This window comes from Aeromonas sp. CA23 (genome assembly GCF_002587065.1).
Lineage (GTDB): Bacteria > Pseudomonadota > Gammaproteobacteria > Enterobacterales > Aeromonadaceae > Aeromonas > Aeromonas bestiarum.
The window spans coordinates 3,978,819-4,004,164 of record NZ_CP023818.1 but is presented as its reverse complement, the minus strand read 5'-3'; the positions used below and the strand labels follow the sequence as shown (position 1 = coordinate 4,004,164).

Sequence of the window (25,346 nt, the reverse complement as noted above, 5' to 3'; positions counted from 1 at the left end):
CCTGCTCCTAATAGTTGGTGAACTTGCCATCGTCGATTTCCCGCTCCAGATCCTCTTCGTGGAAGGGCTGTTGACGGGCAGTTCCCTTCTTCGGCTTGATGCGTCTGGCGGCTGAGTAGGTGGCACTGTGCAAGGGATGGGGTTGGCGGTTGTTGCCCCCCCTGAGCGTGAACTGCTGCATCAGCTCCTGCAGTTGCAGGGCGGTGGAGCTGAGCTCTTCCGAGGTGGAACTGAGCTCTTCCGCCGAGGCGGCCGAGGCCTGCATGCCATCGCTTATCTGGGTCACGGCTATGTTGATCTGGGAGACGCTGGCCCGCTGCTCGCGGGAGGCGGAGGCTATCTCCTGCACCAGGGTGGCGGTCTGATCGATGCCGGGCAGCATCTCGCGCAGCAACGAACCCGCCTGCTCGGCCACGCTGACGGAGCGACCCGCCAGCTCGCCTATCTCCTTGGCGGCGGTTTGTGACCGCTCCGCCAGCTTTCTTACCTCGGCGGCGACGGTGGCAAAGCCCTTGCCGTGCTCACCGGCCCTGGCCGCCTCGATGGCAGCATTGATGGCCAGCAGATCCGTCTTGTTGGCGATGTCATTGATGACTGTGATGCGCGAGGCTATCTCCTTCATGGCGTGGACCATCTCGCCAACCGCCTTGCCACTGTCGGTGGCGCTGCTGGCAGCCTTGGTGGAGATGTTCTCGGTCACCCTGGCGTTGTCGGCATTCTGGCTCACTGTTGCCGTCATCTCCTCGACCGAGGCGCTGGTCTGCTCGACGCTGGAGGCGAGTTCGGATGACGTCTGGGAGAGGGCATTGGCGGTGGCGGCCACCTGCTCGGAGGCCGAACCTATCGCCTCCGACATGGCACCCACCTCGTTGAGGGTATCGGAGAGGCGGTGGGCCATGCTCTTGATAGCGTAAAGCAGGCTGCTGGTGTCGTCGGCCCTGAGCAGCACAGGGGTGGAGAGATCGCCGTCGGCGACGCGGGCTACCACCTGCACCGTATAGGAAGGATCTCCTCCCAGCTGGCGTAATATGCTGCGGGTCACCAGCAGGGCCAGCACGAAGCAGATAAGAAAGGCGCTGCAGGCGATGGCGATCAGGATCTGCAGATTGTCCCCATAAATGATTTTGCTGTCGGCTAATGACTGAGTGGCGAGTTTGTCATTCAGGTTGACCAGGTCGGTGAGAAGATCGTCAGCAACATTGAACGCCGGTCGCCCCTGTTCGGCCAGCATGATGGCGGCTTTCTGGTTATTGAGATTATCCCCCGTATCGGATTGCACAGTCCGTATGATGCTGTCGGCTATGGGTTTGTAAATTGCCCATGCCTGGTCAAAGCGAGCCAACATATCTATTTCTGGCTGGGTGAGGTAGGTTTTGCGATATTTTTCAATTAACTCATTCATTTTCTTCTCATAACGAAACATGTTGTTTTCGTTTACTTTTCTGGTCTCCACATTGTTCTCGAGCACATAGCGATAGAGGGCCCGACTCATGTATATGGCCTGTATATTGGCGTTGGCCAGATCCTTGATGGGGACGAGCTGATTGGCGTGCATGTTCTCGACCAGCTTTGCCATCTCCTTGGTGGAGGAGTAGCTGGTGAGCGTCAGCACGCCCAGCAACAGCATGAGAATGGAAAACGAGAACACCAGCTTTGTTCTGACTTGCAAGTTGTGAAACCAGTCCATGGCTCTACTCCGTGAATCCTGTTAGTGACAGTATGGTCTGTGGTCAATGTCTGATGGTGTACAGGGCGTCGGCCTGCTGATGGAGCAAGTGTTGCTCCCGCCGCCACGCCAGCTGGATGAGTTGGGGTACGTCGAGGATCAGCGCCGGCTGGCCATTGCCCAGAATGGTGGAGCCGCTGACGTAACGCAGGGATTTGAACAAGTCTCCCAGCGGCTTGATCACCGCCTGCACTTCCCCTATCAGGCGATCCACCACGATACCGGCGCGGTTGTCGGCGTAATCGACCATCACCACGAACTCGGGTTCGGTCGCCGCCGGCAGGGCAAACAGTTCGCGCAGGGCGATGAAGGGAACCCACTCTCCGCGCACGTTGATCTGGCGACTCTGGCTGTGCAGGGCATCCGGCGGCAGGTCGATGCACTCGACCATCATGTCGAGGGGGATCACCAGGGAGGCGTGATCCACCTCAATCCGGAAGCCGTCTATGATGGCCAGGGTCAGGGGCAGCCTGAGCCGGAAGGTGGTGCCTGCACCCAGCCGACTCTCTATGGTGGTTTCACCGCGCAGAAAGTCCAGATTGCGCTTGACCACATCCAGCCCGACCCCGCGCCCCGAGAGATCGCTGACATCGGCGGCGGTCGAGAACCCCGGCAGGAACAGCAGCTGGAAGATCTCCTGCTCACCGAACACCTTGCCCTCCGGCACCATGCCATGGGCGTGGGCCTTGGCGAGGATCTTGTCGCGATCTATGCCCCGGCCGTCATCGCTCACCTCCACCACAACGGCACCGGCGTCATGGTAGGCGTTCAGGGTGATCACCCCTTGCGCCGGCTTGCCGGCCGCCAGCCGCAGTGCCTGATCTTCGAGGCCGTGATCGGCGGCATTGCGCACCAGGTGCATCAGGGGATCGGTCAGTTTCTCGACCATGGATTTGTCGATGTCGGTGTCGGCGTTGCGGATCTGCAGCTGGATCTCCTTGCCCGTCTGCTGGGAGAGTTCGTGCACCAGTCGCGGGAAACGGTTGAAGATCTCGTTGATGGGCACCATGCGCAGGGTCAGGGCATCGTCACGTATCCCCTCCACCAGGGTGTTGACGGTGGCGACTGATTCGATGAGCTCCGCATCCCCCCTGAGTCTGGCCTGCAGTGTGGTGGCCGAGGTGGCGATCACCAGCTCGCCGACCCGGTTGATCAGGCGATCCAGCTTGGCCGCCTCGATCCGGATGTAGTGCCCTTCGGCGCGCAGTTGTGGCTTGGCCTGAACCAGGGGGGCGGGGATCGGGGCCGGATCGGGCTTCGTTGGTGTCGGCGTCGTGGCGGCACTCGGCAAGTCACCGCTCGCGATGCGGGCGGCTTCCGCTTCGGTCAGTGCCTGGGCGGCCACCCAGCGTTGCAGCTGGGCCGAGAGCGGTTCATCCCGCCATGCCGCCAGCCGTTGGCCCTGCTCGGCAAACAGCGCCAGATCCTGATGCGGCGTGAGCACGCTGATGAGGCTGGCGTGGGCGATAAAGTCGAAGGTGCCCAGGATCCGCTCTCTGGGCTCGGCACTGAGCAGGCCTATCTCGTAGCCGAGAAAACATTCTGTGGGATCGAGCAGTTGCAGTGGTGGCCACTCGTGCCAGACTGGCTGGATGAAGTGGATCCGTCCCAGATTGGCCAGGTAGCGGATGAAGGCAAGCAGGTCGAAGCCATCCTGATACAGGGCCGGATAGAAGCGCAAGGAGAGGTGCCAGGGGCGCAGATCCTGCGAGGCGACGGGGGTCGGCGAGGGCATGGCCAGCGGCTCGCTGGGCAGGGTCTGGTGACCCTGCAACTGGGAGAGCAGGGCCAGGATCTGCTGGGTCTCGGTCTGCTGCAGTTCGGGATTGTGTTCGGCGCCCTGCAACAGATCGCGCAGTTGATCGTTGCAGGCCAGCAACAGGTTGATCAGGTGTTCATCCAGCGCTATCTCGCCGCTGCGCAGCCGCTCCAGCATGTTTTCCATGGCATGGGCGAAGCGCACCAGCATGGTCAGCCCCAACATGCCCGCCGAACCCTTGATGGTGTGGGCGGTGCGAAACATCAGGTTGTAGGTGTCGGGGTGGGCCGGATAGCTCTCACGATCCAGCAGGGCATGTTCCAGGTTGTCGCATTGCTCATAGGCCTCTTCGAAAAAGAGGGCACGGGCCTTATTGATGTCCATGAATCGCCCCCTCTGAGCCTACGTCTGCCCACAACCCCAGCTCGGTCAATACCTCGTGGGCGACACACTCATCGCTCGCCAGCAGCCGCAGCCGCTTGCTCTGCTGGCTTGCTTCCTGCTGCAAGATGGCGATGAGCTGGGCGCCACAGCCGTCGAGCACCTCCAGCGGGTTCAAGTCCAGGTTCAGGTCGGCAAAGTTGAGCAGGCCGAACAGATCGTCCTGCAGATCCCCCAGCGTCATTATGCTCAGTTCACCGCTCAGGGTGGCGGTGGGGGGCGTGTGCCGGGTATCGAGTTCCAGGCTCATGACAGTCGCTCCCGGATCATGGTTGCACCACCTTGTAGACATCATCGAGCAGCTTGAGCGGCTCGAACGGCTTGGTCAGCCAGACCCGGGCGCCGGCCTCGAATCCCTCTCGCTTGATCTGGTCGGAGTCTTCCGTGGTCAGCATGATGAAGGGGAGGTAGCGGGTCGTCTGCTGCGCCTTGACCCGTCTGAGCAGCGTCATGCCATCCATGCCGGGCATGTTGAGGTCTGAAATAATGAGGTGTACGCGTTGGTTGCCCAGCTGGATGAGGGCGGCCTCGCCATCTTCTGCTTCTATCACGTCAAAACCGGCGCTGCTGAGCGTCATGGTGATGGCCGCCCTGATCCCGACGGAATCATCCACCACCAGTATGGTCTTGCCCATAAGTCATCCTCTCGACGCTACATCAGGAGTGGGCCCCAGCGCAGGGGCGAGGCCAGCTCTGGGCCTCAGTGATAATTGTTGTTCAAGAGTCTGATGTTGGAGAGATTTTTTATATTGCAACCAGACCTGGGAGACACTTGGCACTGATTGTGCAACCTCATATGGGGGCTAGGGGTGGAAACGAGGGGAAGGCTCCTGGCCGTAGTGCGGTTTTGCCCAAATAAAAGGCAGTTGAATGAGCGCTGCCATGAGCACGATATTGACGGAGCGACAGCTGATAATAAATATCATTGGCAAGTCCATTCTTGTTGTTTACATATATGATCACAAATAATAAAGGTATATTTTATCGGCCTCTTTCTTTTCTGGCGATCACTCATGGCTGATAACATCAGTGGCCTGTAAAATAGTGTGACAACGCTTTCATTCTGATTATTTAACATCGCGAATTAACGAATGATTTTTATGTTGTTAATTCATAAAGCCACAAAAATAACCCTTTGTGGGTATTTTGTTGGTTCATTGGCGATTTTGCTAACTATATGCTGCATATGGTTTTTTTAAATTAATGATGATGAGTTATATATCCGGATAATGTCCCGCAGCTTGATGGAGATCAACACGGGAGGAGAGGGGAGTCCTTAGCATTTCCGCTATTAAGCATTTATCAAACAAGTGCTCACTAACGGGAATAAGAAGAATGGTCGAGGATAATTTTTTATCGGCTCATGGAATTAATCGCCGTGACTTTATGAAATTGTGCGCCGGGATGGCCGCAACCCTGGGATTAAGCCAGAATGCCGTGGCCAAGATGGCCATGGCGCTCACCAGCCCCGAGCGGCCACCGGTGATCTGGATTGGCGCGCAGGAGTGCACGGGTTGCACCGAGTCACTGCTGCGCTCAACCCACCCCACCATAGAAAACCTGATCCTCAACACCATTTCGCTGGAGTACCACGAGGTGCTCTCGGCGGCCTTTGGCCATCAGGCGGAAGAGAACAAGCGCAACGCCATCGAGCGCTACAAGGGCAAGTATGTGCTGGTGGTGGACGGCTCCATTCCATTGAAAGATGGTGGCGTCTACTGCATGGTGGCCGGTGAACCCATAGTCGATCATATCCGCCGTGCGGCTGCCGATGCGGCCGCCGTCATCGCCATCGGTTCCTGCTCTGCCTGGGGCGGTGTGCCCGCCAGCGGTGGCAACCCGACCGGCGCCGTCAGCCTGGAGGAAGCCCTCGGCAATATCGGCACCCCCATCATCAATATTCCAGGTTGTCCGCCCAACCCCCACAACTTCCTCACCACGGTCGCCTACTACATCACCTACGGCAAGTTGCCGGCGCTGGATAGCAAGAAGCGCCCGCTGTTTGCCTATGAGCGCCTCATCCACGAGAACTGCGAGCGCCGCCCGCACTTCGATGCGGGACGCTTTGCCAAGGAGTTCGGCGACGAGGGCCACCGTCAGGGCTGGTGTCTCTACCATCTTGGCTGCAAGGGACCCGAGACCTATGGCAACTGCTCGACCCTGGAGTTCTGCGACGTGGGTGGCGGCATCTGGCCGGTGGGCATAGGCCATCCCTGCTATGGCTGCAACGAACAGGGGGTGGGTTTCAGCAAGGGGATCTTCCAGCTCGCCAAGGTCGAAAATCCGACCCCGCGGGTGGAAAAACCCGATGTGGCCATTCAGGAGGGGGGACACATGTCGCCCACCGCCACCGGCCTCATCGGCGGTGCCCTCGGGGTGCTGGTCGGGGTGAGCCTGATGACGGTGCGTGAACTCGGTCGCCAGCAGAAGCGCCACGAAGCCGGGCAGCACCCATCACGGGAGGAGTGACCGTGAACAGACGCAATTTCCTCAAGTTTGCCTCCGCCAGCGCGCTGGCGGCAGGGGCTGCCGTGCCCGGCAGCGCCATGGCGGCGGCCAAGAACAAGCCGCCCATTCCCGGATCGCTCGGCATGTTGTACGACTCCACCCTCTGCGTCGGCTGTCAGGCCTGCGTGGCGGAGTGCCAGCGCCTCAACGGCAACCCGGCCAACCCGGCGGGGGAGCAGACCTGGTCCAACAACGACAAGCTGACTCCCTACACCAACAACATCATCCAGGTGTGGAAGAGCGGCACGGGTGAGAACAAGGATCAGCTGGTGGATGGCTATGCCTACATCAAGAAGCAGTGCATGCACTGCGTCGATCCCAACTGTGTCTCCGTCTGTCCGGTGCAGGCCCTTAAAAAAGATCCCAAGACCGGCATAGTCCACTACGACCCGAGCGTCTGCACCGGCTGCCGCTACTGCATGGTGGGCTGCCCGTTCGATGTGCCCAAATATGACTACGACAACCCGTTCGGGGCCATTCACAAGTGCGAGCTCTGCAACCAGCAGGGGCTTGAGCGGATCAATCAGGGCAAGTTGCCCGGTTGTGTCGAGGTGTGCCCGACCGGCGCCGTCATCTTCGGCAGCCGCGAGGATCTGATGGCCGAGGCCAGGCGCCGCCTGCTGGCGAGCCCGGGCAGCGAGTACGCCTATCCGCGCCAGACCCTTAACGCCAACGACCCTTATCTGCATGAAGTGCCGAACTACCAGCCCTACGTCTATGGCGAGAAAGAGGGCGGTGGCACCCAGGTGCTGGTGCTGGCCGGAGTGCCTTACACCAAGCTCGACATGCCTGACTTGCCGGAGCTCTCCTCAGGGGCGCGCTCGGAGCATATCCAGCACACCCTCTACAAGGGGATGGTGCTGCCCATGGTGGTGCTGACCGGCCTCTCTGTGCTCATTCGCCGCAACGCCAAGAAGCACGATCAGGCGCACCCTCATGACGAGGACCCTGCGCCTGGGCAGGGCAAAGAGCCGGGTTCTGACAAGGGAGGCAAGGATCATGAGTAACCACAAGGCACATCCGCTCGGTGGCAAGCTGGTCAGCTGGCCCGTCATAGTGCTGGCGCCCTTCGTCATCCTGTGCGGCATGCTGATCCTCAAACGCCTCATCTTCGGGCTGGGTTCGGTCACCGATCTCAACGGGGGCTACCCCTGGGGTCTGTGGATCTCGTTTGATCTGCTGATCGGCACAGGTTTCGCCTGCGGTGGCTGGGCACTGGCCTGGGCCGTCTACGTCTTCAACCGGGGCGAGTATCACCCCCTGGTGCGACCGGCCCTGCTGGCGAGTCTGTTCGGCTATTCGCTGGGCGGCCTCTCCATCACAATCGATGTGGGGCGTTACTGGAACCTGCCTTACTTCTACATTCCGGGTTTCTTCAACACCTCCTCTGTGCTGTTCGAGACGGCGGTCTGCATGACCATCTACATAGGGGTGATGGCGCTGGAGTTCGCACCCGTGCTGCTCGAGAAGTTCGGCTGGAAGACCTCCATGGCCCGGCTCAACAAGATCATGTTCTTCATCCTGGCGCTCGGGGCCCTGCTGCCCACCATGCACCAGTCCTCCATGGGATCCCTGATGATAGTGGCGGGGGAGAAGATACATCCGCTCTGGCAAAGCTACGAGTTGCTGCCGGTCTTCTCCTTGCTGACCGCCTTCATCATGGGCTTCTCCATCGTAGTGTTTGAAGGATCCCTGGTGCAGGCAGGGCTGGCGGGGCGGGGTCCCAACGAGAAGTCGCTCTTCTACAAGCTGACCCAGGTGATCGACATCTTCCTGATCCTGTTTGTGGCGCTGCGCTTTGCCGAGATCGTCATCAACGACAAGTCGTCCTATCTCTCCGAGTTCAACCGCTACGCCGTCATGTTCTGGAGCGAGATTGCGCTGATGATATTCCCGCTGCTGGTGTTCCACTGGGACAAGAGCCGCCGGGACTCGCGCATGTTGTTCCTGGGGGCCCTCAGCATGCTACTGGGCGCAGCCCTCTGGCGACTGGATTACTCCCTGCTCGCCTTCAACCCCGGCAATGGCTATCACTACTTCCCCTCCGCGGCGGAAGTGCTGATCTCCTTGGGCTTCGTCGCCATCGAGGTCTGTGCCTATTTGCTGCTGATCCGGCTGCTGCCGGTACTGCCATCACTTGAACGTGTTCACCAAGATTATCAGGCCCGAGGGAAAGCCAACGTATGAGCCAACGTATCACCATAGACCCCATCACCCGTATTGAGGGGCACCTGCGTATCGACTGCGAGATCGAAGGCGGCATAGTCACCAAGGCCTGGTCGTCCGGCACCATGTGGCGCGGAATGGAGGAGATCGTCAAGGGCAACGACCCGCGCGATGCCTGGATGATAGTGCAGCGCATCTGCGGGGTATGTACCTCCATTCACGCCATCGCCTCGGTGCGGGCGGTGGAGAACGCCATCGGCGCCCAGGTGCCGGTCAACGCCCAGTACATCCGCAACCTCATCATCGCGGCCCACAATATCCACGATCACATAGTCCACTTCTACCAGCTCTCCGCGCTGGACTGGGTGGACATCACGGCGGCGCTTGAGGCCAACCCGCAAAAGGCGGCGGACATCCTCAAAGGGGTGTCCACCTGGTCCCTCAACAGCGCCGAAGAGCTGACCAAGGTGCAGGACAAGATCCGTGCCCTGGTGGCGAGCGGCCAGCTCGGCATCTTTGCCAACGGCTACTGGGGTCACAAGGCCATGAAGCTGAGCCCGGAGGTGAACCTCATCGCCGTGGCCCACTACCTGCAGGCGCTGGAGTGCCAGCGCGATGCCAACCGCATCGTCGCCATCCTCGGTGGCAAGACGCCCCACATCCAGAACCTGGCGGTGGGCGGGGTAGCCAACCCCATCAACCTGGATGCCCCTAGCGTGCTCAACCTGGAGCGGCTGCTCTATGTGAAGAGCTTTATCGATCGGCTCGGCGAGTTCATCGAGCAGGTCTACAAGGTGGATGCCGCCATCATAGCCGCCCACTATCCCGAGTGGCTGAGCCTGGGGCAGGGAGCCAAGCATTACCTGAGCGTGCCCGAGCTTCCCACCGATGCCAAGGGTGGCAGCTTCCTGATGCCGGGTGGTTACATCGAAAACGGCGATCTGGCGGGTTATCGCCCCATCGAGAGTCATCAGGATGCCTGGCTGATGGATGGCATAGCCGAGAGCAACAAGCACGCCTGGTACAAGGATGACGAACCTCTCAAACCCTGGGAGGGCAAGACCGAGCCCAACTACACCGGCTGGCAGGATGACGGCAAGTACTCCTGGGTCAAATCCCCCACCTTCTACGGCAAGGTGGTGGAGGTGGGGCCGCTCGCAGACTTGCTGGTGAAGCTCGCCGCCAAGCACCCGGAGACTGTGACCCATTTTGATCAGCTGAACGGCATCTACAAGGCGCTGACCGGCTCTGCCATCAAGACCGAACAGCTGCATTCCACCATGGGCCGCATCATAGGCCGCGCGGTGCGCTGCTGTGTGCTCAAAGACACCCTGGCGCACCAGTGGAAGGCGCTGGTCGACAACATCGGCAAGGGGGACTTCAGCGCCTACATCAAGGCCGAGATCCCGGCGGACAAGGAGTTTCGCGGGGTGGGCTTCGAGGAGGCGCCGCGCGGCATGCTCTCCCACTGGATCGTCATCAAGGAGGGCAAGATCGCCAACTATCAGGCAGTGGTGCCGTCGACCTGGAACTCGGGTCCGCGCAACTTCAACGACGAACCCGGTCCCTACGAGCAGGCGCTGGTGGGCACGCCGGTGGCGGATCCCGCCAAACCGCTGGAGGTGGTGCGCACCATCCACTCGTTCGATCCCTGCATGTCCTGCGCTGTGCACGTGGTGGATACCCAGAATGGCGAAGTGACCCAGGTGAAGGTGCTGTGATGAACACCTTGATCCTGGGGGTCGGCAACCTCTTGCTGAGTGACGAGGCGGTCGGGGTGCGCCTCGTCGAGGCGCTGGGGCGCGAATACCGTTTCGCCCCCGGCATCGAGCTGCTGGATGGCGGTACCGCCGGCATGGAGCTGCTGGAAGCCATGGCCAGCCGTGACCACATCATACTGGCGGATGCGGTGCGCAGCGGCAACCCGCCGGGCACTGTGGTGACCCTGCAGGGCGAGGAGATCCCGACCCTGTTTGGCCGCAAGATCTCCCCCCATCAGCTGGGGCTGGCGGATGTGCTCTCGGCGCTGCACATGACGGGGGAATCCCCCAAGCGGCTCACCCTGATAGGGGTGGAGCCCGAGTCGCTGGAACCCCGCATCGGCCTCACCCCGCGAGTGGCGGCGGCCATGGGGGAGGCGAAGGATAGGATCTTGACCCTGCTGGCCAGCGTCGGCGCCCCCGCCATTGCGCTTTCCGAACAGGAAAAGGCAAAACAGGAGCAGGAGGGCCTATGGCGCAGTCCCATTTGAGCGAGGCTGATGCCGTGCAGGAACGCGTGCAGGAGTTCATCGGTTTCGCCACCAATCCCGCGCCCCTGCTGGTGGCCCAGTATGAGCGGATCGCCCAAGAGCAGATGCAGGGGTTGCCCTTCTACCACGCCACTATGCCCATAGTGGCCGAGTGCGTGCTGTTTGAGGGGCAGTGGCTCGGTTGCGTGCTCACCCCCTGGATGCTGAGCCTGGTGGTGCTGCCGGGGCCGGATCAATGTTGGCCCGTGCGCAGCAGCAGCGATCGGCTCGCCCTGCAGCTCCCCTGCGGCAACATGACCTTCATGGTGGGCGAACTGCCCGAGACGGGGCAGCTGCTGGCCTGCTCCCTGATGTCGCCGCTCGATCCGCACCTTGGTGCCGAGGAGGGGCGCTCGCTGGTGAACAGCACCCTCAAGATGCTGCACTCCTTGCCTGTGCAGCAAGGTGCCGCCGGCGTGGATCTGGGGCGCAGACGGCTGTTTGGTGCCCGTCGTGGCCAACCGGCATAGCCGCTAGGTTTCACGCGAAATCAAGTTTAGAATAGGGGCCCGTTTTGGCCCCTCACTCGCTTCTTCGTCTGGCGTTTTTCTTCGAGGTGAGTGGTACAAACGAACAAGGAATCTTATGACCATTCAATGCCATGGCCGCCGCAAGGGCGTGCCTGTCGTCGCGGCCACCCTGCTGGCCCTGCTCTCGGGCGGACTCTCTCATGTGGCACTGGCAGCCCAGCCGGTTCCTGCCGAACTCAAGCTCGCCATCGGCGCCGAGCCTACCGAAGGGTTTGACCCCCTGCTTGGCTGGAGTCACGGCAGCTACCTGCTGCTGCACAGCCCGCTGCTCAAGCAGAACGCAGACCTCAGTTGGCAGAATGTGCTCACCCAATCTGTGACCCCGAACCAGGATGGCAAGGGGTGGCTCATCCGCCTCAAGCCCGACCTCAAGTTCTCCAACGGCGTGCCGCTCACCGCCGAAGATGTGGCCTTTACCTACAAGAGCGCTGCTAGGGGCGGCGGCAAGATCGACATGGGCAACTTTGTCTCTGCCAAGGTGCTCTCGCCCACCGAGGTTGCCATCACCTTGAGCGCCCCCCAGAGCACCTTCGTCAATGTGTTGGGATCGCTCGGGATAGTATCGAAGCGGGATTACGATCCCAAGCGTTATGCCCGCGAGCCGGTCGGTGCCGGCCCCTACCGGCTGGTGAGCTTCCTGCCCGGTCAGCAGCTGGTGGTGGAGGCGAACCCCCATTACGCCGGTGGCCGCAATGACTTCAAACGGCTGGTCTTTGTCTTTATCGACGAAGAGAGTGCCTATGCCGCCGCCCAGAGCAGCCAGCTCGATCTGGTGCGCATCCCCCCGTCGCTGGCGCCCACAGTGCCTGCCTCGCTCAAGCTCTGGGTACGGCCAAGCGTGGAGAACCGCGGCATCGTCTTCCCCATTCCTGCAGCAGGTAAAAAGGATGCCAAGGGTTATGCCATCGGCAACGACGTAACTTCCGATGTGGCGGTGCGCCGCGCCATCAACTACGCCATCGATCGCAAGCTGCTGGCCGATCAGCTGCTGGAAGGGCACGCCATCCCCGCTTACAGCGCGGTGGAAGGCTTGCCCTGGCAAAGCAAATCTACCGCCTTCAAGGACGGCGATGCCGCCCATGCCAACGCCCTGCTCGACGAGGCGGGCTGGAAGAGGGGCAGTGACGGCATTCGCCACAAGGACAATCTGCGCGCGGCCTTCACCCTCTGGTACACCAGTGGCGACAGCACTCGCCGGGATCTGGCGGAAGCTGTGCGGGCCATGCTCAAACCCATAGGTCTGGAGGTGAGCCTCAAGTCCGGCAGCTGGGAGCAGGTGGAGCGTGAGATGCACGCCAATCCGGTGCTGATGGGGTGGGGGAGTCTGGATCCCATGGAGCTATATCACCACTACCAGAGCGGTGCCGGGGGCGTCGAGTTCTACAACCCCGGTTACTACAGCAACCCCGTGGTGGATGGCCACCTCAAGCAGGCGCTGGATGCCCCGAACTGGCAGGCGGCCGTGCCCTTCTGGCAGCAGGTGGAGTGGGATGGCAAGACAGGCGCCGGAGTGCAGGGGGATGCCGCCTGGGCCTGGCTGCTCAATGTGCAGCACACCTATCTCGCCAACCGCTGCATCGACCTTGGCAAGGGGGCGCCGGAAATTCACGGTAGCTGGTCTTTGCTCAACAACCTCTCTGACTGGCGGTGGACGTGCCGCTAAGTTCGCCCTTGAGCACGTCAGGTTATATGTTGCTAAAAGCCCTGCTGCGTCTGGCAGGGCTCTTGTGTCTGGTCTCCGTCGCCACCTTTGTGTTGCTCAGCTACTCCCCCATAGATCCCATCAAGGCCTATATCGGTAACGATCTGCTCCATGTTCCCCCGGAGCAGTACGCCCGCATTGCCGCCCGCTGGGGGCTGGATCAGCCGCTGTGGCTGCGTTACTGGCACTGGTTCTGCCAGGTGCTGCAGGGGGATCTCGGTTACTCCATGCTCTACAACGCGCCTGTGGCTCAGGTGATAGGCAGCCGCTTTGCCGCCTCCTTCCTGTTGCTGGCGGGCGCCTGGCTGCTCTCCGGCTTTTTCGGCATCCTGCTTGGGCTCTGCGCCGGTCGCTATCTCAACCGCTGGCCCGATCGCCTTATCTGCCGCCTTGCTTACTTGCTCGCCTCCTTGCCCACCTTCTGGGTCGGCCTCTTGCTGCTTGCCCTGTTTGCTGTGCACTGGCCGCTGCTGCCGGTTTGCTGCGCCTGGACGCCGGGCCTCTCTGCCGATGAGGCGGACTGGCTGATGCGATTGCGCCATCTGCTGCTGCCGGTGACCACGCTGGCGCTGCTCGGGGTGGGCAACATCGCCCTGCATACCCGGGCGCGGGTGGCCGAGGTGCTGGCGAGCGACTTTATCCGCTACGCCCGCGCCCAGGGGGACGGTGGCTGGCCCATGCTGCGTCTTCACGTGCTGCGCCACGCCCTGACCCCGGCTATCTGTCTGCAGTTTGCCTCCCTGGGTGAGCTGATCGGCGGATCGCTTTTGGCCGAGAAGGTCTTCTCTTATCCGGGGCTCGGGCAGGCGACCGTGGATGCGGGGCTGAGGGGGGATATCCCCCTGCTGATGGGCATAGTGCTCTTCTGCACCCTGCTGGTCTTTATTGGCAACACTGTGGCCAGCGTGCTGCTGGCCCGCATCAACCTGGGCTGGGAGGGTGGGCATGCTGTTTAATCCGCTCCCCTCAATGTTGCGTCTGGGTTTTGCCCTGATCGGATTGGCGCTGCTGGCCGCCTATGGCTGGAGCCTCTCTCATCAGGATGTGCCCATGGATCTGCTGGCCCGCCAGCAGCCCCCCTCGCTGGCGCACTGGTTCGGTACCGATCAGATGGGGCGGGATCTCTGGTTGCGGGCCTTTCAGGGCACCCTCACCAGTCTGGAGCTCGGCATCAGCACGGCCCTGTGCAGCGGCCTGCTGGCCATGGTGGCGGCAAGCGTGTCGCTCATCCACCCCAGATGCGATGTGGCGGTGCGCCTCGTGATCGACGCCATGCTGGCGCTGCCCCATATGCTGCTGCTGATCCTGATCTGCTTTACCGTGGGGGGCGGCATGCGCGGGGTGATCCTGGCGGTGGCGCTCACCCACTGGCCCAAGCTGGCGCTCATTCTCTGCGCAGAGGCGCGGCGAATCGCCTGCAGCGACTATGTGGTGCTGGCCCGCTGTCAGGGGATGGGGGCGCTGCGCCGCTGGCGCACCCACCTGCTGCCGGGGCTCTTGCCCCAGTGGTTTATCGGCACCTTGCTGATGTTTCCCCATGCGGTGCTGCACAGCGCCGCCTTGAGCTTTCTCGGCTTTGGTCTGGCGGCCCATGAGGCCTCCCTTGGCCTGCTGCTGGCCGATGCCTTGCGTTATCTGGCCGGTGGCGGCTGGTGGCTGGCCCTCTTCCCCGGCCTGATGTTGCTGCTGCTGGTGTTGCTGTTTGATCAGGCTACCCGCGCCCTGCAGCAGCTCTGGTTTGGGGGTGAGCCATGCTGATATTTGAAACCGCCATCTGGCGTCAGCACAGGCTGGCGCTGCTATTCGATCAGGTTACTCGCGCGCTCTGCAGCAGCTCTGGTTTGGGGGTGAAGCATGCTGATATTTGAAACCGCCATCTGGCGTCAGCACAGGCTGGCGCTGCTGTTCGATCAGGTTACTCGCGCGCCCTGCAACAGCTGCTGTGGCACAGGAGTGAAGCATGCTGAGTTTTGACCATGTGACCATAGAGGCCGCCCACTACTCCTGGCTGGGGCGGCGCAGCTGGCAGCCTTTGCTGACCGACATCAGCCTGCAACTGGCGCCGGGGGAGATAGTGGCGCTGGTGGGGGGGAGCGGCGAGGGCAAGAGCCTGCTGCTGCAAAGCGCCCTGACCCTGCTGCCGGACAACCTGCGCATGCGCGGCACCATCTCCCTCGATGGCACGCCCCTGTGCGATGCCAGCCGTGCCCGTCTGCGCGGCCATACCCTCTGCTATGTGCCGCAAGGGGTGAGCGCCCTCAATCCGCTGCTGACGGTGGAGCGCCAGCTGGGCCGGGCGGCTCGTCTCTGTGGCCAGAACGGTTCCCGCGAACGGCTCGGCCAGCAGTTGCAGTGCTATCAGTTGCCCGCCTCCACCCTGGACAGCTATCCGCGCCAGCTCTCCGGCGGCATGGCCAAGCGCATTCTGGCCTGCACCGCGGCGCTCGGCGGCGCCCGCTATATTCTGGCGGACGAGATCACCGCCTGGCTCGACGAGGAGCTGGCCTGTCTGTTGCTCGGTCAATTGCGCGAACTGGCCAATCAGGGCAGCGGCATCCTCTGGGTGACCCACGATCTGGCGCTGGCGGCCCGCTTTGCCGATCGCATAGTCGCGCTGCATCAGGGCCAGGTGAGCGATACCCTGAGCTGCCACCACCTGCGGCAGGGGCAGGGAAGCGAGATGCTGCGTGCTCACTGGCAGGCGCTGCCCGAGTTCAACGCGCTCTTCTCTGTGTCGGAGGTTTCCTGATGCCGATTTTGTTGAAACAGAGAACTTGCTGCGCAGCAGATATGCAATGTCCGACATTCAATGGCCGGTGTTGCCGCAGTGCCATTCACCCTTTGTTACCCCGGAGGTCTGCTGATGTTTGAAGTACGGGATCTCACCATCGCTCAGGGGGAACGCCCTCTCTGGCAGGGACTGTCACTGGCGGTGAAGGCGGGCGAGCGGCTGGGGATGTCTGCCCCGAGCGGTTATGGCAAGACCACGCTGGGGCGGGTATTGGCGGGCTGGCAACCGGTTCGGGCAGGTGGGCAGATCCTGCTGGATGGGCAGCCTTTGCCTAAGCAGGTAAAAGGCTACAACCCCATCCAGCTGGTGCCCCAGCACCCCGAACTCACCTTCAATCCCTATCGCACCACAGGGCAGGCGCTGTGGGATGTGTGGCGCCCCGATGACGCCATGCTGGCCCGCTTTATGGTCAAGCCCGAGTGGCTTGAGCGCAAGCCGGGTCAGCTCTCCGGTGGCGAGTTGGCCCGCATCGCGCTGCTGCGCGCCCTCGATCCCCGCACCCGGTTGCTTGTCGCCGACGAGGTGACCGCCCAGCTGGATCCGCAAATTCAACGCCAGCTCTGGCGGGAGTTGATGCGTGAGTGCGAACAGCGCGGGCTTGGCATGCTTGTTTTCAGTCACCAGCAGGCGCTGCTGCGCCAGATCTGCCATCGGGTGCTGCGCTTTGGTGAGGCGTCGCCTGCAACTGGTGTATTGGCTGAAAACGCGGCCTGAGGATTGGTGTTCCCCCTCATCCCCAACCCTTCTCCCGCAAGGGGAGAAGGGAGCAGAAGGTGCCATCTCGTCAGGCTCGGGGTTTGGAAAACAGGGCTGGTTGTTATGCTTGCAGACCCTCTCAGGGGGACGCATATTTCGAGCATATTGCCAGCATCCACGCATAGGTTTCCCTTTCCCTGTTGAGACAGAAGAGAAGAATGCGACATCCACGAACCGGTTCCCTCTCCCTGGGGAGAGGGCCAGGGTGAGGGGGCAAGTGTGAGAGGCTGGCCATTTGGTGCAGATAGCACGGCTGGCAAGGTTCGCAGATAAAAGAGAGGGAGGCATCAGCCTCCCTCTTTTGTTATCCACCGTTAGCAACGGCGTTTAATCGGTTCATCTTCAGGCAGTGGCCAGCCAGTTGAGCCAGGCATCCATCCCTTCACCCGTGGTGGCGCTGACCTGGATCACCTGAATATAGGGGTTGACCCGTTTGGCGTTCTCGATGCAGCGGGCGACGTCGAAGCTGACATGGGGCAGCAGGTCAATCTTGTTGATCACCATCAGCTGAGCGGCGGCAAACATGTCCGGGTACTTGAGGGGCTTCTCTTCCCCCTCGGTGACGGAGAGGATCGCCACCTTGTACTTCTCGCCGAGATCGAAGCTGGCGGGGCAGACCAGATTGCCCACGTTCTCGATAAAGAGGATGCCCCCTTCATTGGCGGGCAGCTGGTGGCAGGCGTCGTGGACCATCTTGGCATCCAGATGGCAGCCCTTGCCGGTGTTGATCTGCACGGCAGGGACGCCGGTGGCACGGATGCGATCCGCATCGGCGCTGGTCTGCTGATCCCCCTCGATCACAGCGCAAGGGCGCTTGTCGGCCAGCTGGCGCAGGGTTTCGCACAGCAAGGTGGTCTTGCCTGAACCCGGGCTCGACACCAGGTTAAGCACCAGCTGGGCTGCCTCGTCGAAGTGTTCGCGGTTGTGGGCCGCCAGCTTGTTGTTCTTGGCCAGCACATCCATCTCGATGGCGATCAGCTGGCGCTGCCCCATGCCGGGTACCGATAACCCCGCTTCCCCTTTGCCATAGTGCAGATCACCCTGCTGATGGTCGTGGTCGTGGTCGTGGTCGTGGTCATGAGAATGGCTGTGGTCATGGGGATGCTCGTGGTCATGAGCATGACTATGGTGGTGCGGGTGGGCATGATCATGATGATGGTCGTGGGGGTGATCGTGATGGTGCTCATGACCCTCTGCTCCCACTGGCGCCCCTACCCAGTGGTAGTGGTGATGGACATCCCCCTGATGGTGATAGTGGTGGTGAACGATCAGGGTGCGCGGTGCGCTCTGCTCATGTTCGTGATGAGCGTCATGGGCATGAGGGTGGCCGTGCTCATGTTCATGGTGATGATGGTGCTCATGATCGTGAGCGTGGGGGTGTACATGGTCGTGATCCTCTTCATGGCCGGCGATCCGCGCCTGGCCGCATCCGCATACGCTACACATATCAACTTACCTCGATGTCGGTGATGCGCAGGCTATCGCCTTGCGCGACTCGTAATTTGTATCCGCCGCACTCGGGACAGGCCTGCCCGCGCTCGGTGAGGGTGACCGTCTGGTTGCAGTCGTAACACCAGGCTTCTGCCGCCTGATGCTGAAAGTGGAGCCGGGCCCCTTCGACGGCGGTGCCCTTGGCGGCGGCTTCGAAACAGAAGGCAATGGTGTCCGGGTCGACGCAGGAGAAGCTGCCGACCTCGAGCCAGAGGGCGGTCACCTTGTTAAAGCCCCGCTGGGCGGCCTGTTCAGCCGCCAGATCGATGGCAGCCATGGCCAGAGACATTTCGTGCATGGTGACTCCTTAACCGATAGGGGGAGGAGGAGTGACTCCTCCCCCTAATTGGGAAAACGGCATATGGGTGAACGGCATGGCCGATCAACAGATCCGCGGGAGCAGTTCCCCTTGCGGCAGCTCCAGATAACGGCGGCTGCCCCAGGGGTTGTTGAGCACCACCTTGTGGCGATCGCTCGCCTGAACCACGCCTATCTGGCTGGCAGAGGGGTTGAACTGTCGCAATATGCCCAGCGCGTCCTGCGCCTGTTCGGCAGGCAGAGCCAGCACCATGGTCCCCTCGTTGGCGAGATCATGGGGCTCGAAGCCGTAGAGCTCGCACAGGCCGCGCACCGGATCGCAGACCGGAATGGCGGACTCTTCCAGCTCGATGGCCACTTGGGAGGCGGTGCTCCACTCGTTGAGCACGGCGGCGATGCCACCGCGGGTGGCATCGCGCAGGGCATGGGGGGTAAGCCCCGCTTGCAGCAGCGCCTCCACCTGAGGCCAGAGGGTGGTGCAGTCGCTCTTGAGTGTCGAGCCCAGCTGCAGGGCATCGCGGGCCATCAGGATGCAGGCGCCGTGGCTGCCGATATCCCGCGACACCAGAATGGCGTCACCGGCCTTGAGGTTTCGTACCGAGATGCCCCGGCTCTGCTCAGGCAGCGGGAAGGTGCCGACCCCGCTGGTGTTGATGAAGATCTTGTCGGCCGCTCCTCTCGGCACCACCTTGGTGTCGCCGCAGACGATGCGGGCGCCGCTCTTGGCCAGCTCTGCGGCCATCGACTCGACGATGCGGACGAGATCCGCGTAGGGGAACCCCTCTTCGATAATGAAGCTGCAGCTGAGGTATTCCGGTTTGGCCCCCATCATGGCGAGATCGTTGACCGTGCCGGCGATGGCCAGCTTGCCGATATCGCCCCCCTCGAAGAAGAGCGGCGAGACGGTGAAGCTGTCGGTGGTGAAGGCGACGGGGCCCTCTACCTGCAGCAGGGCGGCATCTTCACCGCGCAGCAGGATCTCGTTGCCGAAGTGGCGAAAGAACAGCTGGTTGATCAGCTGGTTCATCTCGACGCCGCCGCCACCGTGGCTAAGTTGGATTTCTCTCATCGGGTCTGGTTCTCCACAAGATTGCCGAAACAGGCTGGTTCATCTCTCCTCATCACCCGACCACCGTGGCTTAACTGAATTTCTCTCATCGCTGCTGGATCCCCATATAGCGGTAGTAGGCATTGCAGGCCCCCTCGGAGCTGACCATGCAGCTGCCCATGGGCTGGGTCGGGGTGCAGCCCCGGCCAAAGACCTTGCACTGGTTCGGTTTGGCCAGCCCGCGCAGGATATCGGCGCACTGGCACGCCTTGTGATCGTCGATGGGGGTCTCACTGAGTTGAAAGTGGCGCTCCGCATCGCGCCTGGCAAAGGCATCCCGCAGGCGCAGGGCGGAGGCGTTGATGTCCCCGAGACCTCGCCAGCGAAAGTGCTCGCGGGTCTCAAAATATTGGTCGACCAGCCGCTGGGCGGCGCGGTTGCCGCTGGCGGTGACCGCCCGGCTGTACTGCACCTCCAGCGCGTAGCGACCCTCCACCTTCTGGCGCACCATCATCAGCAGCGCCTCCATCACGTCCACCGGCTCGAAGCCGCTCACCACCACAGGCACCTGATAGCGATCAACGATGGGCAGGTAGATATCGGCACCAGTGATGACGCTGACGTGGGAGGGGCCGATAAAGGCGTTCACCTTGGCAACCCCGTCGGCCATCACGGCGTGGATGGCGGGCGGTACCAGCACATGGTTGATATGAAACAGCAGGTTCTCCACCCCCGCAGCGTCGGCTGCTGCCAGCAGCGCGGCTGTCATGGGGGTGGAGGTCTCGAAACCGATGGCGAAGAAGACCACGGTTTTTTGCGGGTTCTCCTTGGCGATGCGCAGCGCATCGAGGGGGTCATAGACGGGGCGGATATCGCTCCCCTTGGCCCGCTGCTGGGCCAGCGTGCCCTTGGAGCCCGGCACCCGGATCATGTCCCCCAGGGTGACCAGAATGACGTTGGGCTCTCTAGCCAGTTCGATGGCCTGATCGATGCGCTCCTTGGGCATGATGCAGACCGGGCAGCCGGGGCCATGGACGAACTCTATGCTGGCCGGCAGCAACTGGGGCAGGCCGTATTTCATGATGGTGTGGGTATGGCCGCCGCACACCTCCATCACCCGCAGCGGCTCGGGCAGATCCTTTGCCAGTTCGGTAATTTGCGCGGCGAGGGCGCGGATCACCTCGGGCTGGCGAAAGCCCTGAAACAAGTCATTCAAGGTCAGCATGGCAAGATATCCTGCGCAGGGATAAGGGCCACCATCTGGCGGAAGCTCTCGAGGCTGGCCTGCGCCTCCTCTTCGTCAATCTTGCTCATCACAAAGCCGATATGGAGCAGCACATAGTCGCCAGGGTTGAGGGGCTCTTCGAGCAGCATGCAGCTGACGCGCCGCTGCACCCCCAGGGTGTCGACGGTGACGCAGTTATCTTCTGGGTGCAGCTGCACCACCTGAGAAGGTATGGATAGACACATGGATTTCAGGACTCCGACAAGGTGGCACAACCGGTTGTGGCAGGCTGGTGCGTGGCAATATGGTGGATGGCAAACCAGAGCTGACCGGCGGCTATGCCACCGTCATTGAGCGGCAGGGTTTCGCTGGTCAATACCTGGCGGCCGGCTGCTTCGAGGCCGGGCACAAGCTGGTCCATCAGCACCCGGTTTTGAAACACGCCGCCCCCGAGCGCGACCGGATAGCCGGGGAAGCGCCCGGCCAGGGCGATGACCAAATCGCTGATGGCGCAGATAAAACCGGCGGCCAGGCTGGCGATGGCGGTGCCTTTGCGCCGCTCGCCGACAAGGGTATTGAGCAGTTCGGCCCACTCGATTTTAAGCGGCCCCTCCGCGCTCTGGTTCAGGCCAAAGGCGAGGGGGAAGGGCTGTTCATCTAGGGTCAGCCGCAAGGCGGCGGCCTCCAGCAGGAGCCCCGCTTCGCCCTCGTAATCCGGGGTATCTATCACCCCCAGCAGCGCGGCCACGGCGTCGAACAGTCGGCCGATGGAGCTGGTATGGGGGGCGTTGCGACCCAGGTGCCAGAGCTGGTGCAGGTTGCTGATCCGCTCGATGGGTAGCCGAATTACCAGCGGAATATCGAGGGCGCCGATCTCGTCGGGGGTATACGACTCAAACAGCAGTCCCAACAGCTGGCGCACCGGCTCGCGAATGGCCGCCTCGCCGCCAATAAGCTTGAAGGGTTTGAGGTGCGCAACCCGTGTAAAGCCCTTCACATCGGCCAGCAGCAGCTCGCCACCCCAGAGGGTGCCGTCATCCCCAAGGCCGGTGCCGTCGAAGGCAAAACCCAGCACAGGGCCCCTGATGTCGTGCTCGGCCATCACAGCCAGCAGGTGGGCGTGATGATGCTGCACCTCGAGATGGGTCGCACCCTCTGCCGCGCAATAGCCCTTGGCCCACTGGTGGCTGAGATAGCCGGGGTGGCAGTCCGACACCAGCAGCTCTGGCTTGAGATCGTAGAGATCGCGAAAGGTGGCGAGGGTCTGCTCGAAGTGGCCCTGCATCGGCAGGCTGTGCAGATCGCCGATATAGGGGCTGTAGATGCGCTGGCGACCGAAGGCAAGCGCCAGCTGGTTCTTCTGCTGCGCCCCGACTGCCAAGAGCGGCACCCTGACAGCCTGTTTCAGGCTGGGAGTACAGGGGGCGTAGCCCCGGGCGAGGCGCAACGTCTGGCGCCGTCCACCTGCCCACTGCACCAGACTGTCGTCGCAGGGGTGCAGTATGGGGCGGTTGTGATCCAGGATGCCGTCGATTTCGCCCCCGAGTTCCCTGACCACAGCATCGCATTCGATGAGGATCGGGCTGCCGCGACCATTGGCGCTGGTGGCCACCAGCGGCATGGCGCATGCGTCCAGCAGCAGTTGATGGAGCGGGGTGTAGGGAAGCATGACGCCGAGATAGGGAATGCCGGGGGCTATCCCTTCGGCCAGCGGGGTCGCGGTGTGTTGGGATTCTGACGGCCGATCATCCTTGGTGCGCTTGCGCAGCAAGGTGATGGGCCTGGCCTGAGAGGCGAGCAGCTTCCACTCCTCCTCGCAGCCGGTGACATGCAGTTTGGCCTCGGCAAGGGAGCCCATCATCACCGCCAGCGGCTTGCGCTCGCGCCGTTTGAGCTGGCGAAGTCGTGCCACGGCGGACTCGCTGCGCGCATCACATATCAGGTGATAGCCCCCCATCCCCTTGACCGCAATCAGTGCCCCCGCTTGCAGGGCGCGGGCAGCCATTTGCAGGGCATCCTCACGCTCGGCCAGGGCATCACCCTTGCCGCTGCGCCAGCTGAGGTGTGGCCCGCACTCGGGGCAGCTCACCGGTTGTGCGTGGTAGCGCCGATCCAGCGGATCCTCATAAGCCGCCGCGCAGCGCGGGCACATGGCAAAGCCCGCCATGGCGGTGTGGGGTCTGTCGTAGGGGAGGCGGCGGATGATGGTGTAGCGCGGGCCGCAGTGGGTGCAGTTGGTAAAGGGGTAGTGATGGTGGCGATCAACGGGGTTGGCCACATCCGTGGCGCACGCCTCGCACATCCCCTGATCCGGCGAGATGGCGACCGTGGCTGCGCTCTGCTGCTGGCTGGCCTTGATATGAAACTGGCCGTCGTAGTCGGGATTATCTGCTCGGGGCAGTTCCCGTTCGCTGAAATGATCGATACGGCTGAGCGGTGGTGCCAGCTCCCGCAGTTCGCGGGCAAAGGCGGCCAGCTGCTCGGGGGAGCCTTCTGCGCCTATGGTGACGCCGTTGGCATCGTTCAGCACATAGCCGGTAAGCGCGTGGCGCAGCGCCAGCCCATAGACGAAAGGGCGAAAGCCGACCCCTTGCACTATGCCGTCGATATGAAATTCGCGGCGCAGTCGGGTTTCTGCAGAATGGGCTGCTAGCGTGGCCGTCATACCGGCTCCTGCTGCAGGGCATCTTGGCTCTCTGGCAGGCGCAGCACCCGGCGCTCGTTCTCCTCGCGCCGCACCCAGCCATCCATCTCCATGCGCAGGCAGAACGGAATGGCGTATTTACGCGACAAACCGGTGATCTCCTTGAAGGATGCCATGTCGATCAGATCTCCCACCTGCTGGCCCGCCAGCACGGCGGCGACCATCTGGTTGTAAAGGGCGGTGTCGTAGTAGATGGGGCCATCGAGCTGCACCAGATACTTGAGTCGCGCCAGGTTGCGCAGCTGCTTTTGCAGCGCGCAGTTTTTTTGTAAACCATTGCGCTGCAAGCCCTGCTGCAGGGCGGTGGGCAGCTTGCGGGTGATAAAGGGATCCAGCTCCACGCCGCCGGGGCCCAGTTTACCGGGCTCGTAACCCTCCTTGCCTTGATCTCGCACCACTTTGAGCACCAGCTGTGCCTCTTCCCCTAAATCATCTTCCGACTCGCCGCCGCCCGGCTGCCACTTGTCATGGTGCAGGCGAACCAGCTGCTCACTTTTGAGCTGCTGGAGCAGGGCTTGAATGACCGGCAGGGCGATGCCAAATCGGGTCGCCAGCTCGGCGGCGCTCAGGGGCTCGCATTTCAGTGTGGCGAGCAGCCGCTCGCGGCTCTGTGCCAGCCAGTGGTTGTCCAGCAGCCAGTCACCGAGCGGGGTGACCTGATCGGGCTGCTCGTCAAAGCGGCTGGCCAGCACATAGCCGTTGAGCCCCAGTTGCAGGGTGGCGGGGTTGTAGTTGGCGAGTTCATCGGGCAGCTCGCCCAGCAGGGCGTGCAGTGCCTTGCGTCTGGCGGGATGGATATCGCCGCACCAAAGGATGCGGGCGCCGTGCAACAGTTCGCTGCTGCCGTGGCGGATAATGGCGAGCGGCTGGCCGAAAAAGCAGGGGATGGGGTTGGCAAAGATCAGTCGCGCCAGCCGGGTGTCCTTGATCGGGACAAAACGGGCCCGGCCGTGCCAGCTGCCGAGGGCGATTTCAACCTCGCGGTTGCGTTGCTCCCGGATGCTGCCGCCGACCTCGTTCAGTCGCACGATAAGGTGGGTCGCCGCCTCGCACTGGCCGGCGGCGCTGGTAAGGCAGTGGCCACGTGCCACCTCCTTGTGGGGCACTTTTTTCAGGCCCACTGCCACCCGGCAGACGGCGCCAATTTCATCGACGCTCTGGTGATAGGCCTGCAGGGATCGCACCTGCACCTCCCGATCGGCGGGGTAGAGGCGCAGCTTGTCCCCCACCTTGAGGCTGCCCTGCTGCAGGGTGCCGGTGAGCACTGTGCCTGTGCCATTGGCGGTAAAGACCCTGTCCACATAGAGGCGCGGTGGTGCCTCTTCACGAGAGCGGCGCGGCGCGCCCTGCTCGCGGGCAGCGTGCGATGCTGGCAGATCGGCAAGCTGGCCCACGATGGCAGTGTGCAGAGCGGCCATGTTGGCGCCGGTTTTGGCGCTGACGCTGATGATATCGGGCACCATGTCGCTCTCGTCCATCACCCGTTCCAGCAGGCTCTCTTCCAGCAGGGCCAGCTCGTCGGCGCTGACCAGATCGCACTTGTTAATGCAGACCAGCAGACGCGGCACTCCCATCGCCTTGAGCAGGCGCAGGTGATCGCCTGTCATCGGCATCCACCCCTCGTCGGCGGCAATCACCAGCAGCACCAAGTCCAGACTCCAGAGCCCCGCCACCATGTTGCGGATATAGCGCTCGTGGCCGGGCACGTCGATGACGCCTATGGTGTTGCCCTGACCGTCATCGAAGTGGGCAAAGCCGAGATCCTGGGTCATGCCGATGGCCTGCTCGTGGGCGCGGGCTGTGGTGATTCCGGTGAGGGCCTTGATAAGCAGGGTCTTGCCGTGATCCACGTGGCCGGCAAGGCCGATAACGGCGCGATAGGGGGTCATGG

Annotated in this window: 23 protein-coding genes; 12 read left to right on the top strand and 11 right to left on the bottom strand. The window is 62.4% G+C overall.

Annotated elements, in window-relative coordinates; genetic code table 11:
- Window positions 1–7: 7 nt before the first annotated feature.
- Genes CK910_RS18445 through CK910_RS18430 form a run of 4 tightly spaced genes read right to left on the bottom strand, consistent with a single transcriptional unit; the run spans window position 8 to window position 4,561 of the window.
- The gene (locus CK910_RS18445) at window positions 8–1,687 is read right to left on the bottom strand and encodes a methyl-accepting chemotaxis protein (RefSeq protein ID WP_098984282.1); all 1,680 of its coding nucleotides are present in this window, start codon (window positions 1,685–1,687) and stop codon (window positions 8–10) included.
- A gap of 43 nt (window positions 1,688–1,730) precedes the next feature.
- Window positions 1,731–3,869, bottom strand: a complete 2,139-nt coding sequence (locus CK910_RS18440) for a chemotaxis protein CheA (protein ID WP_098984281.1) — start codon at window positions 3,867–3,869, stop codon at window positions 1,731–1,733.
- A complete protein-coding gene (locus tag CK910_RS18435) occupies window positions 3,856–4,176 on the bottom strand; it encodes an STAS domain-containing protein (RefSeq protein WP_098984280.1) in 321 nt (106 codons plus the stop codon). Before CK910_RS18435 ends, CK910_RS18440 begins: the two co-directional genes overlap by 14 nt.
- A gap of 16 nt (window positions 4,177–4,192) precedes the next feature.
- Complete coding sequence (locus CK910_RS18430; protein WP_098984279.1) at window positions 4,193–4,561, bottom strand: response regulator; 369 nt, start codon at window positions 4,559–4,561, stop codon at window positions 4,193–4,195.
- A 700-nt stretch (window positions 4,562–5,261) separates the two neighbouring features.
- Here CK910_RS18430 and hybO point away from each other — a divergent pair.
- The 11 genes from hybO (at window position 5,262) to CK910_RS18375 (ending at window position 16,627) form a co-directional block, all read left to right on the top strand.
- The gene (gene hybO / locus CK910_RS18425; protein ID WP_042871387.1) at window positions 5,262–6,395 is read left to right on the top strand and encodes a hydrogenase 2 small subunit; all 1,134 of its coding nucleotides are present in this window, start codon (window positions 5,262–5,264) and stop codon (window positions 6,393–6,395) included.
- Between the two features lie 2 nt (window positions 6,396–6,397).
- Window positions 6,398–7,441: a hydrogenase 2 operon protein HybA gene (gene hybA / locus CK910_RS18420; protein ID WP_098984278.1), complete on the top strand. Its 1,044-nt coding sequence runs from the start codon at window positions 6,398–6,400 to the stop codon at window positions 7,439–7,441.
- Entirely contained in the window at window positions 7,434–8,621 is a 1,188-nt protein-coding gene (gene hybB, locus CK910_RS18415; RefSeq protein ID WP_098984277.1) for a Ni/Fe-hydrogenase cytochrome b subunit, read from the top strand. Before hybA ends, hybB begins: the two co-directional genes overlap by 8 nt.
- The gene (gene hybC / locus CK910_RS18410; protein WP_098984276.1) at window positions 8,618–10,321 is read left to right on the top strand and encodes a hydrogenase 2 large subunit; all 1,704 of its coding nucleotides are present in this window, start codon (window positions 8,618–8,620) and stop codon (window positions 10,319–10,321) included. The genes hybB and hybC overlap by 4 nt, the downstream gene beginning before the upstream one ends.
- Complete coding sequence (locus CK910_RS18405) at window positions 10,321–10,851, top strand: HyaD/HybD family hydrogenase maturation endopeptidase (protein ID WP_098984275.1); 531 nt, start codon at window positions 10,321–10,323, stop codon at window positions 10,849–10,851. The genes hybC and CK910_RS18405 overlap by 1 nt, the downstream gene beginning before the upstream one ends.
- The gene (hybE, locus tag CK910_RS18400) at window positions 10,833–11,360 is read left to right on the top strand and encodes a hydrogenase-2 assembly chaperone (RefSeq protein WP_098984274.1); all 528 of its coding nucleotides are present in this window, start codon (window positions 10,833–10,835) and stop codon (window positions 11,358–11,360) included. Before CK910_RS18405 ends, hybE begins: the two co-directional genes overlap by 19 nt.
- 115 nt (window positions 11,361–11,475) lie before the next feature.
- Window positions 11,476–13,083 carry an ABC transporter substrate-binding protein gene (locus CK910_RS18395; RefSeq protein ID WP_098984273.1) on the top strand — a complete coding sequence of 536 codons (1,608 nt, stop codon included), beginning with the start codon at window positions 11,476–11,478 and terminating at the stop codon, window positions 13,081–13,083.
- Complete coding sequence (locus CK910_RS18390) at window positions 13,068–14,078, top strand: ABC transporter permease (RefSeq protein ID WP_441296854.1); 1,011 nt, start codon at window positions 13,068–13,070, stop codon at window positions 14,076–14,078. The genes CK910_RS18395 and CK910_RS18390 overlap by 16 nt, the downstream gene beginning before the upstream one ends.
- Window positions 14,068–14,880: an ABC transporter permease gene (locus CK910_RS18385; protein WP_098984271.1), complete on the top strand. Its 813-nt coding sequence runs from the start codon at window positions 14,068–14,070 to the stop codon at window positions 14,878–14,880. Before CK910_RS18390 ends, CK910_RS18385 begins: the two co-directional genes overlap by 11 nt.
- A 202-nt stretch (window positions 14,881–15,082) precedes the next feature.
- Window positions 15,083–15,871, top strand: coding sequence for an ATP-binding cassette domain-containing protein (locus tag CK910_RS18380; RefSeq protein WP_098984270.1), 789 nt, complete (start codon window positions 15,083–15,085; stop codon window positions 15,869–15,871).
- Window positions 15,872–15,985: 114 nt separating this feature from the next.
- On the top strand, window positions 15,986–16,627 hold the full coding sequence (locus tag CK910_RS18375) for an ATP-binding cassette domain-containing protein (RefSeq protein ID WP_098984269.1): 642 nt from the start codon (window positions 15,986–15,988) through the stop codon (window positions 16,625–16,627).
- Between the two features lie 384 nt (window positions 16,628–17,011).
- On the opposite strand, the gene hypB is transcribed toward CK910_RS18375, so the two are convergent.
- Window positions 17,012–17,872, bottom strand: coding sequence for a hydrogenase nickel incorporation protein HypB (gene hypB, locus CK910_RS18370; RefSeq protein WP_216640198.1), 861 nt, complete (start codon window positions 17,870–17,872; stop codon window positions 17,012–17,014).
- Between hypB and CK910_RS24445 the strand changes: the two genes are divergently transcribed.
- On the top strand, window positions 17,753–18,139 hold the full coding sequence (locus CK910_RS24445; RefSeq protein ID WP_253852720.1) for a hypothetical protein: 387 nt from the start codon (window positions 17,753–17,755) through the stop codon (window positions 18,137–18,139). The two genes, hypB and CK910_RS24445, sit on opposite strands and share 120 nt — an antisense overlap.
- On the opposite strand, the gene hypA is transcribed toward CK910_RS24445, so the two are convergent.
- The 6 genes from hypA to selB form a co-directional block, all read right to left on the bottom strand.
- Window positions 18,117–18,458, bottom strand: coding sequence for a hydrogenase maturation nickel metallochaperone HypA (gene hypA / locus CK910_RS18365; protein WP_098984267.1), 342 nt, complete (start codon window positions 18,456–18,458; stop codon window positions 18,117–18,119). The two genes, CK910_RS24445 and hypA, sit on opposite strands and share 23 nt — an antisense overlap.
- 84 nt (window positions 18,459–18,542) lie before the next feature.
- On the bottom strand, window positions 18,543–19,547 hold the full coding sequence (gene hypE, locus CK910_RS18360; RefSeq protein ID WP_098984266.1) for a hydrogenase expression/formation protein HypE: 1,005 nt from the start codon (window positions 19,545–19,547) through the stop codon (window positions 18,543–18,545).
- A gap of 85 nt (window positions 19,548–19,632) precedes the next feature.
- Window positions 19,633–20,751, bottom strand: coding sequence for a hydrogenase formation protein HypD (gene hypD / locus CK910_RS18355; protein WP_098984265.1), 1,119 nt, complete (start codon window positions 20,749–20,751; stop codon window positions 19,633–19,635).
- A complete protein-coding gene (locus CK910_RS18350; protein ID WP_098984264.1) occupies window positions 20,745–20,996 on the bottom strand; it encodes a HypC/HybG/HupF family hydrogenase formation chaperone in 252 nt (83 codons plus the stop codon). The genes hypD and CK910_RS18350 overlap by 7 nt, the downstream gene beginning before the upstream one ends.
- A gap of 5 nt (window positions 20,997–21,001) precedes the next feature.
- On the bottom strand, window positions 21,002–23,416 hold the full coding sequence (hypF, locus tag CK910_RS18345; RefSeq protein WP_098984263.1) for a carbamoyltransferase HypF: 2,415 nt from the start codon (window positions 23,414–23,416) through the stop codon (window positions 21,002–21,004).
- Window positions 23,413–25,344, bottom strand: a complete 1,932-nt coding sequence (selB, locus tag CK910_RS18340; RefSeq protein ID WP_098984262.1) for a selenocysteine-specific translation elongation factor — start codon at window positions 25,342–25,344, stop codon at window positions 23,413–23,415. Before selB ends, hypF begins: the two co-directional genes overlap by 4 nt.
- Window positions 25,345–25,346 lie beyond the last annotated feature (2 nt).

Coding starts and splice junctions, on each gene's coding strand:
- hybE (WP_098984274.1), top strand. CDS start 10,833: ATGGCGCAGTCCCATTTGAGCGAGGCTGATGCCGTGCAGGAACGCGTG.
- CK910_RS18435 (WP_098984280.1), bottom strand. CDS start 4,176: ATGAGCCTGGAACTCGATACCCGGCACACGCCCCCCACCGCCACCCTG.
- hybC (WP_098984276.1), top strand. CDS start 8,618: ATGAGCCAACGTATCACCATAGACCCCATCACCCGTATTGAGGGGCAC.
- CK910_RS18380 (WP_098984270.1), top strand. CDS start 15,083: ATGCTGAGTTTTGACCATGTGACCATAGAGGCCGCCCACTACTCCTGG.
- CK910_RS18350 (WP_098984264.1), bottom strand. CDS start 20,996: ATGTGTCTATCCATACCTTCTCAGGTGGTGCAGCTGCACCCAGAAGAT.
- hypF (WP_098984263.1), bottom strand. CDS start 23,416: ATGACGGCCACGCTAGCAGCCCATTCTGCAGAAACCCGACTGCGCCGC.
- CK910_RS18440 (WP_098984281.1), bottom strand. CDS start 3,869: ATGGACATCAATAAGGCCCGTGCCCTCTTTTTCGAAGAGGCCTATGAG.
- CK910_RS18405 (WP_098984275.1), top strand. CDS start 10,321: ATGAACACCTTGATCCTGGGGGTCGGCAACCTCTTGCTGAGTGACGAG.
- CK910_RS18445 (WP_098984282.1), bottom strand. CDS start 1,687: ATGGACTGGTTTCACAACTTGCAAGTCAGAACAAAGCTGGTGTTCTCG.
- hybB (WP_098984277.1), top strand. CDS start 7,434: ATGAGTAACCACAAGGCACATCCGCTCGGTGGCAAGCTGGTCAGCTGG.
- CK910_RS18395 (WP_098984273.1), top strand. CDS start 11,476: ATGACCATTCAATGCCATGGCCGCCGCAAGGGCGTGCCTGTCGTCGCG.
- CK910_RS18385 (WP_098984271.1), top strand. CDS start 14,068: ATGCTGTTTAATCCGCTCCCCTCAATGTTGCGTCTGGGTTTTGCCCTG.
- hypA (WP_098984267.1), bottom strand. CDS start 18,458: ATGCACGAAATGTCTCTGGCCATGGCTGCCATCGATCTGGCGGCTGAA.
- hypE (WP_098984266.1), bottom strand. CDS start 19,547: ATGAGAGAAATCCAACTTAGCCACGGTGGCGGCGGCGTCGAGATGAAC.
- CK910_RS24445 (WP_253852720.1), top strand. CDS start 17,753: ATGGCTGTGGTCATGGGGATGCTCGTGGTCATGAGCATGACTATGGTG.
- hypD (WP_098984265.1), bottom strand. CDS start 20,751: ATGCTGACCTTGAATGACTTGTTTCAGGGCTTTCGCCAGCCCGAGGTG.
- CK910_RS18375 (WP_098984269.1), top strand. CDS start 15,986: ATGTTTGAAGTACGGGATCTCACCATCGCTCAGGGGGAACGCCCTCTC.
- selB (WP_098984262.1), bottom strand. CDS start 25,344: ATGACCCCCTATCGCGCCGTTATCGGCCTTGCCGGCCACGTGGATCAC.
- hybO (WP_042871387.1), top strand. CDS start 5,262: ATGGTCGAGGATAATTTTTTATCGGCTCATGGAATTAATCGCCGTGAC.
- CK910_RS18430 (WP_098984279.1), bottom strand. CDS start 4,561: ATGGGCAAGACCATACTGGTGGTGGATGATTCCGTCGGGATCAGGGCG.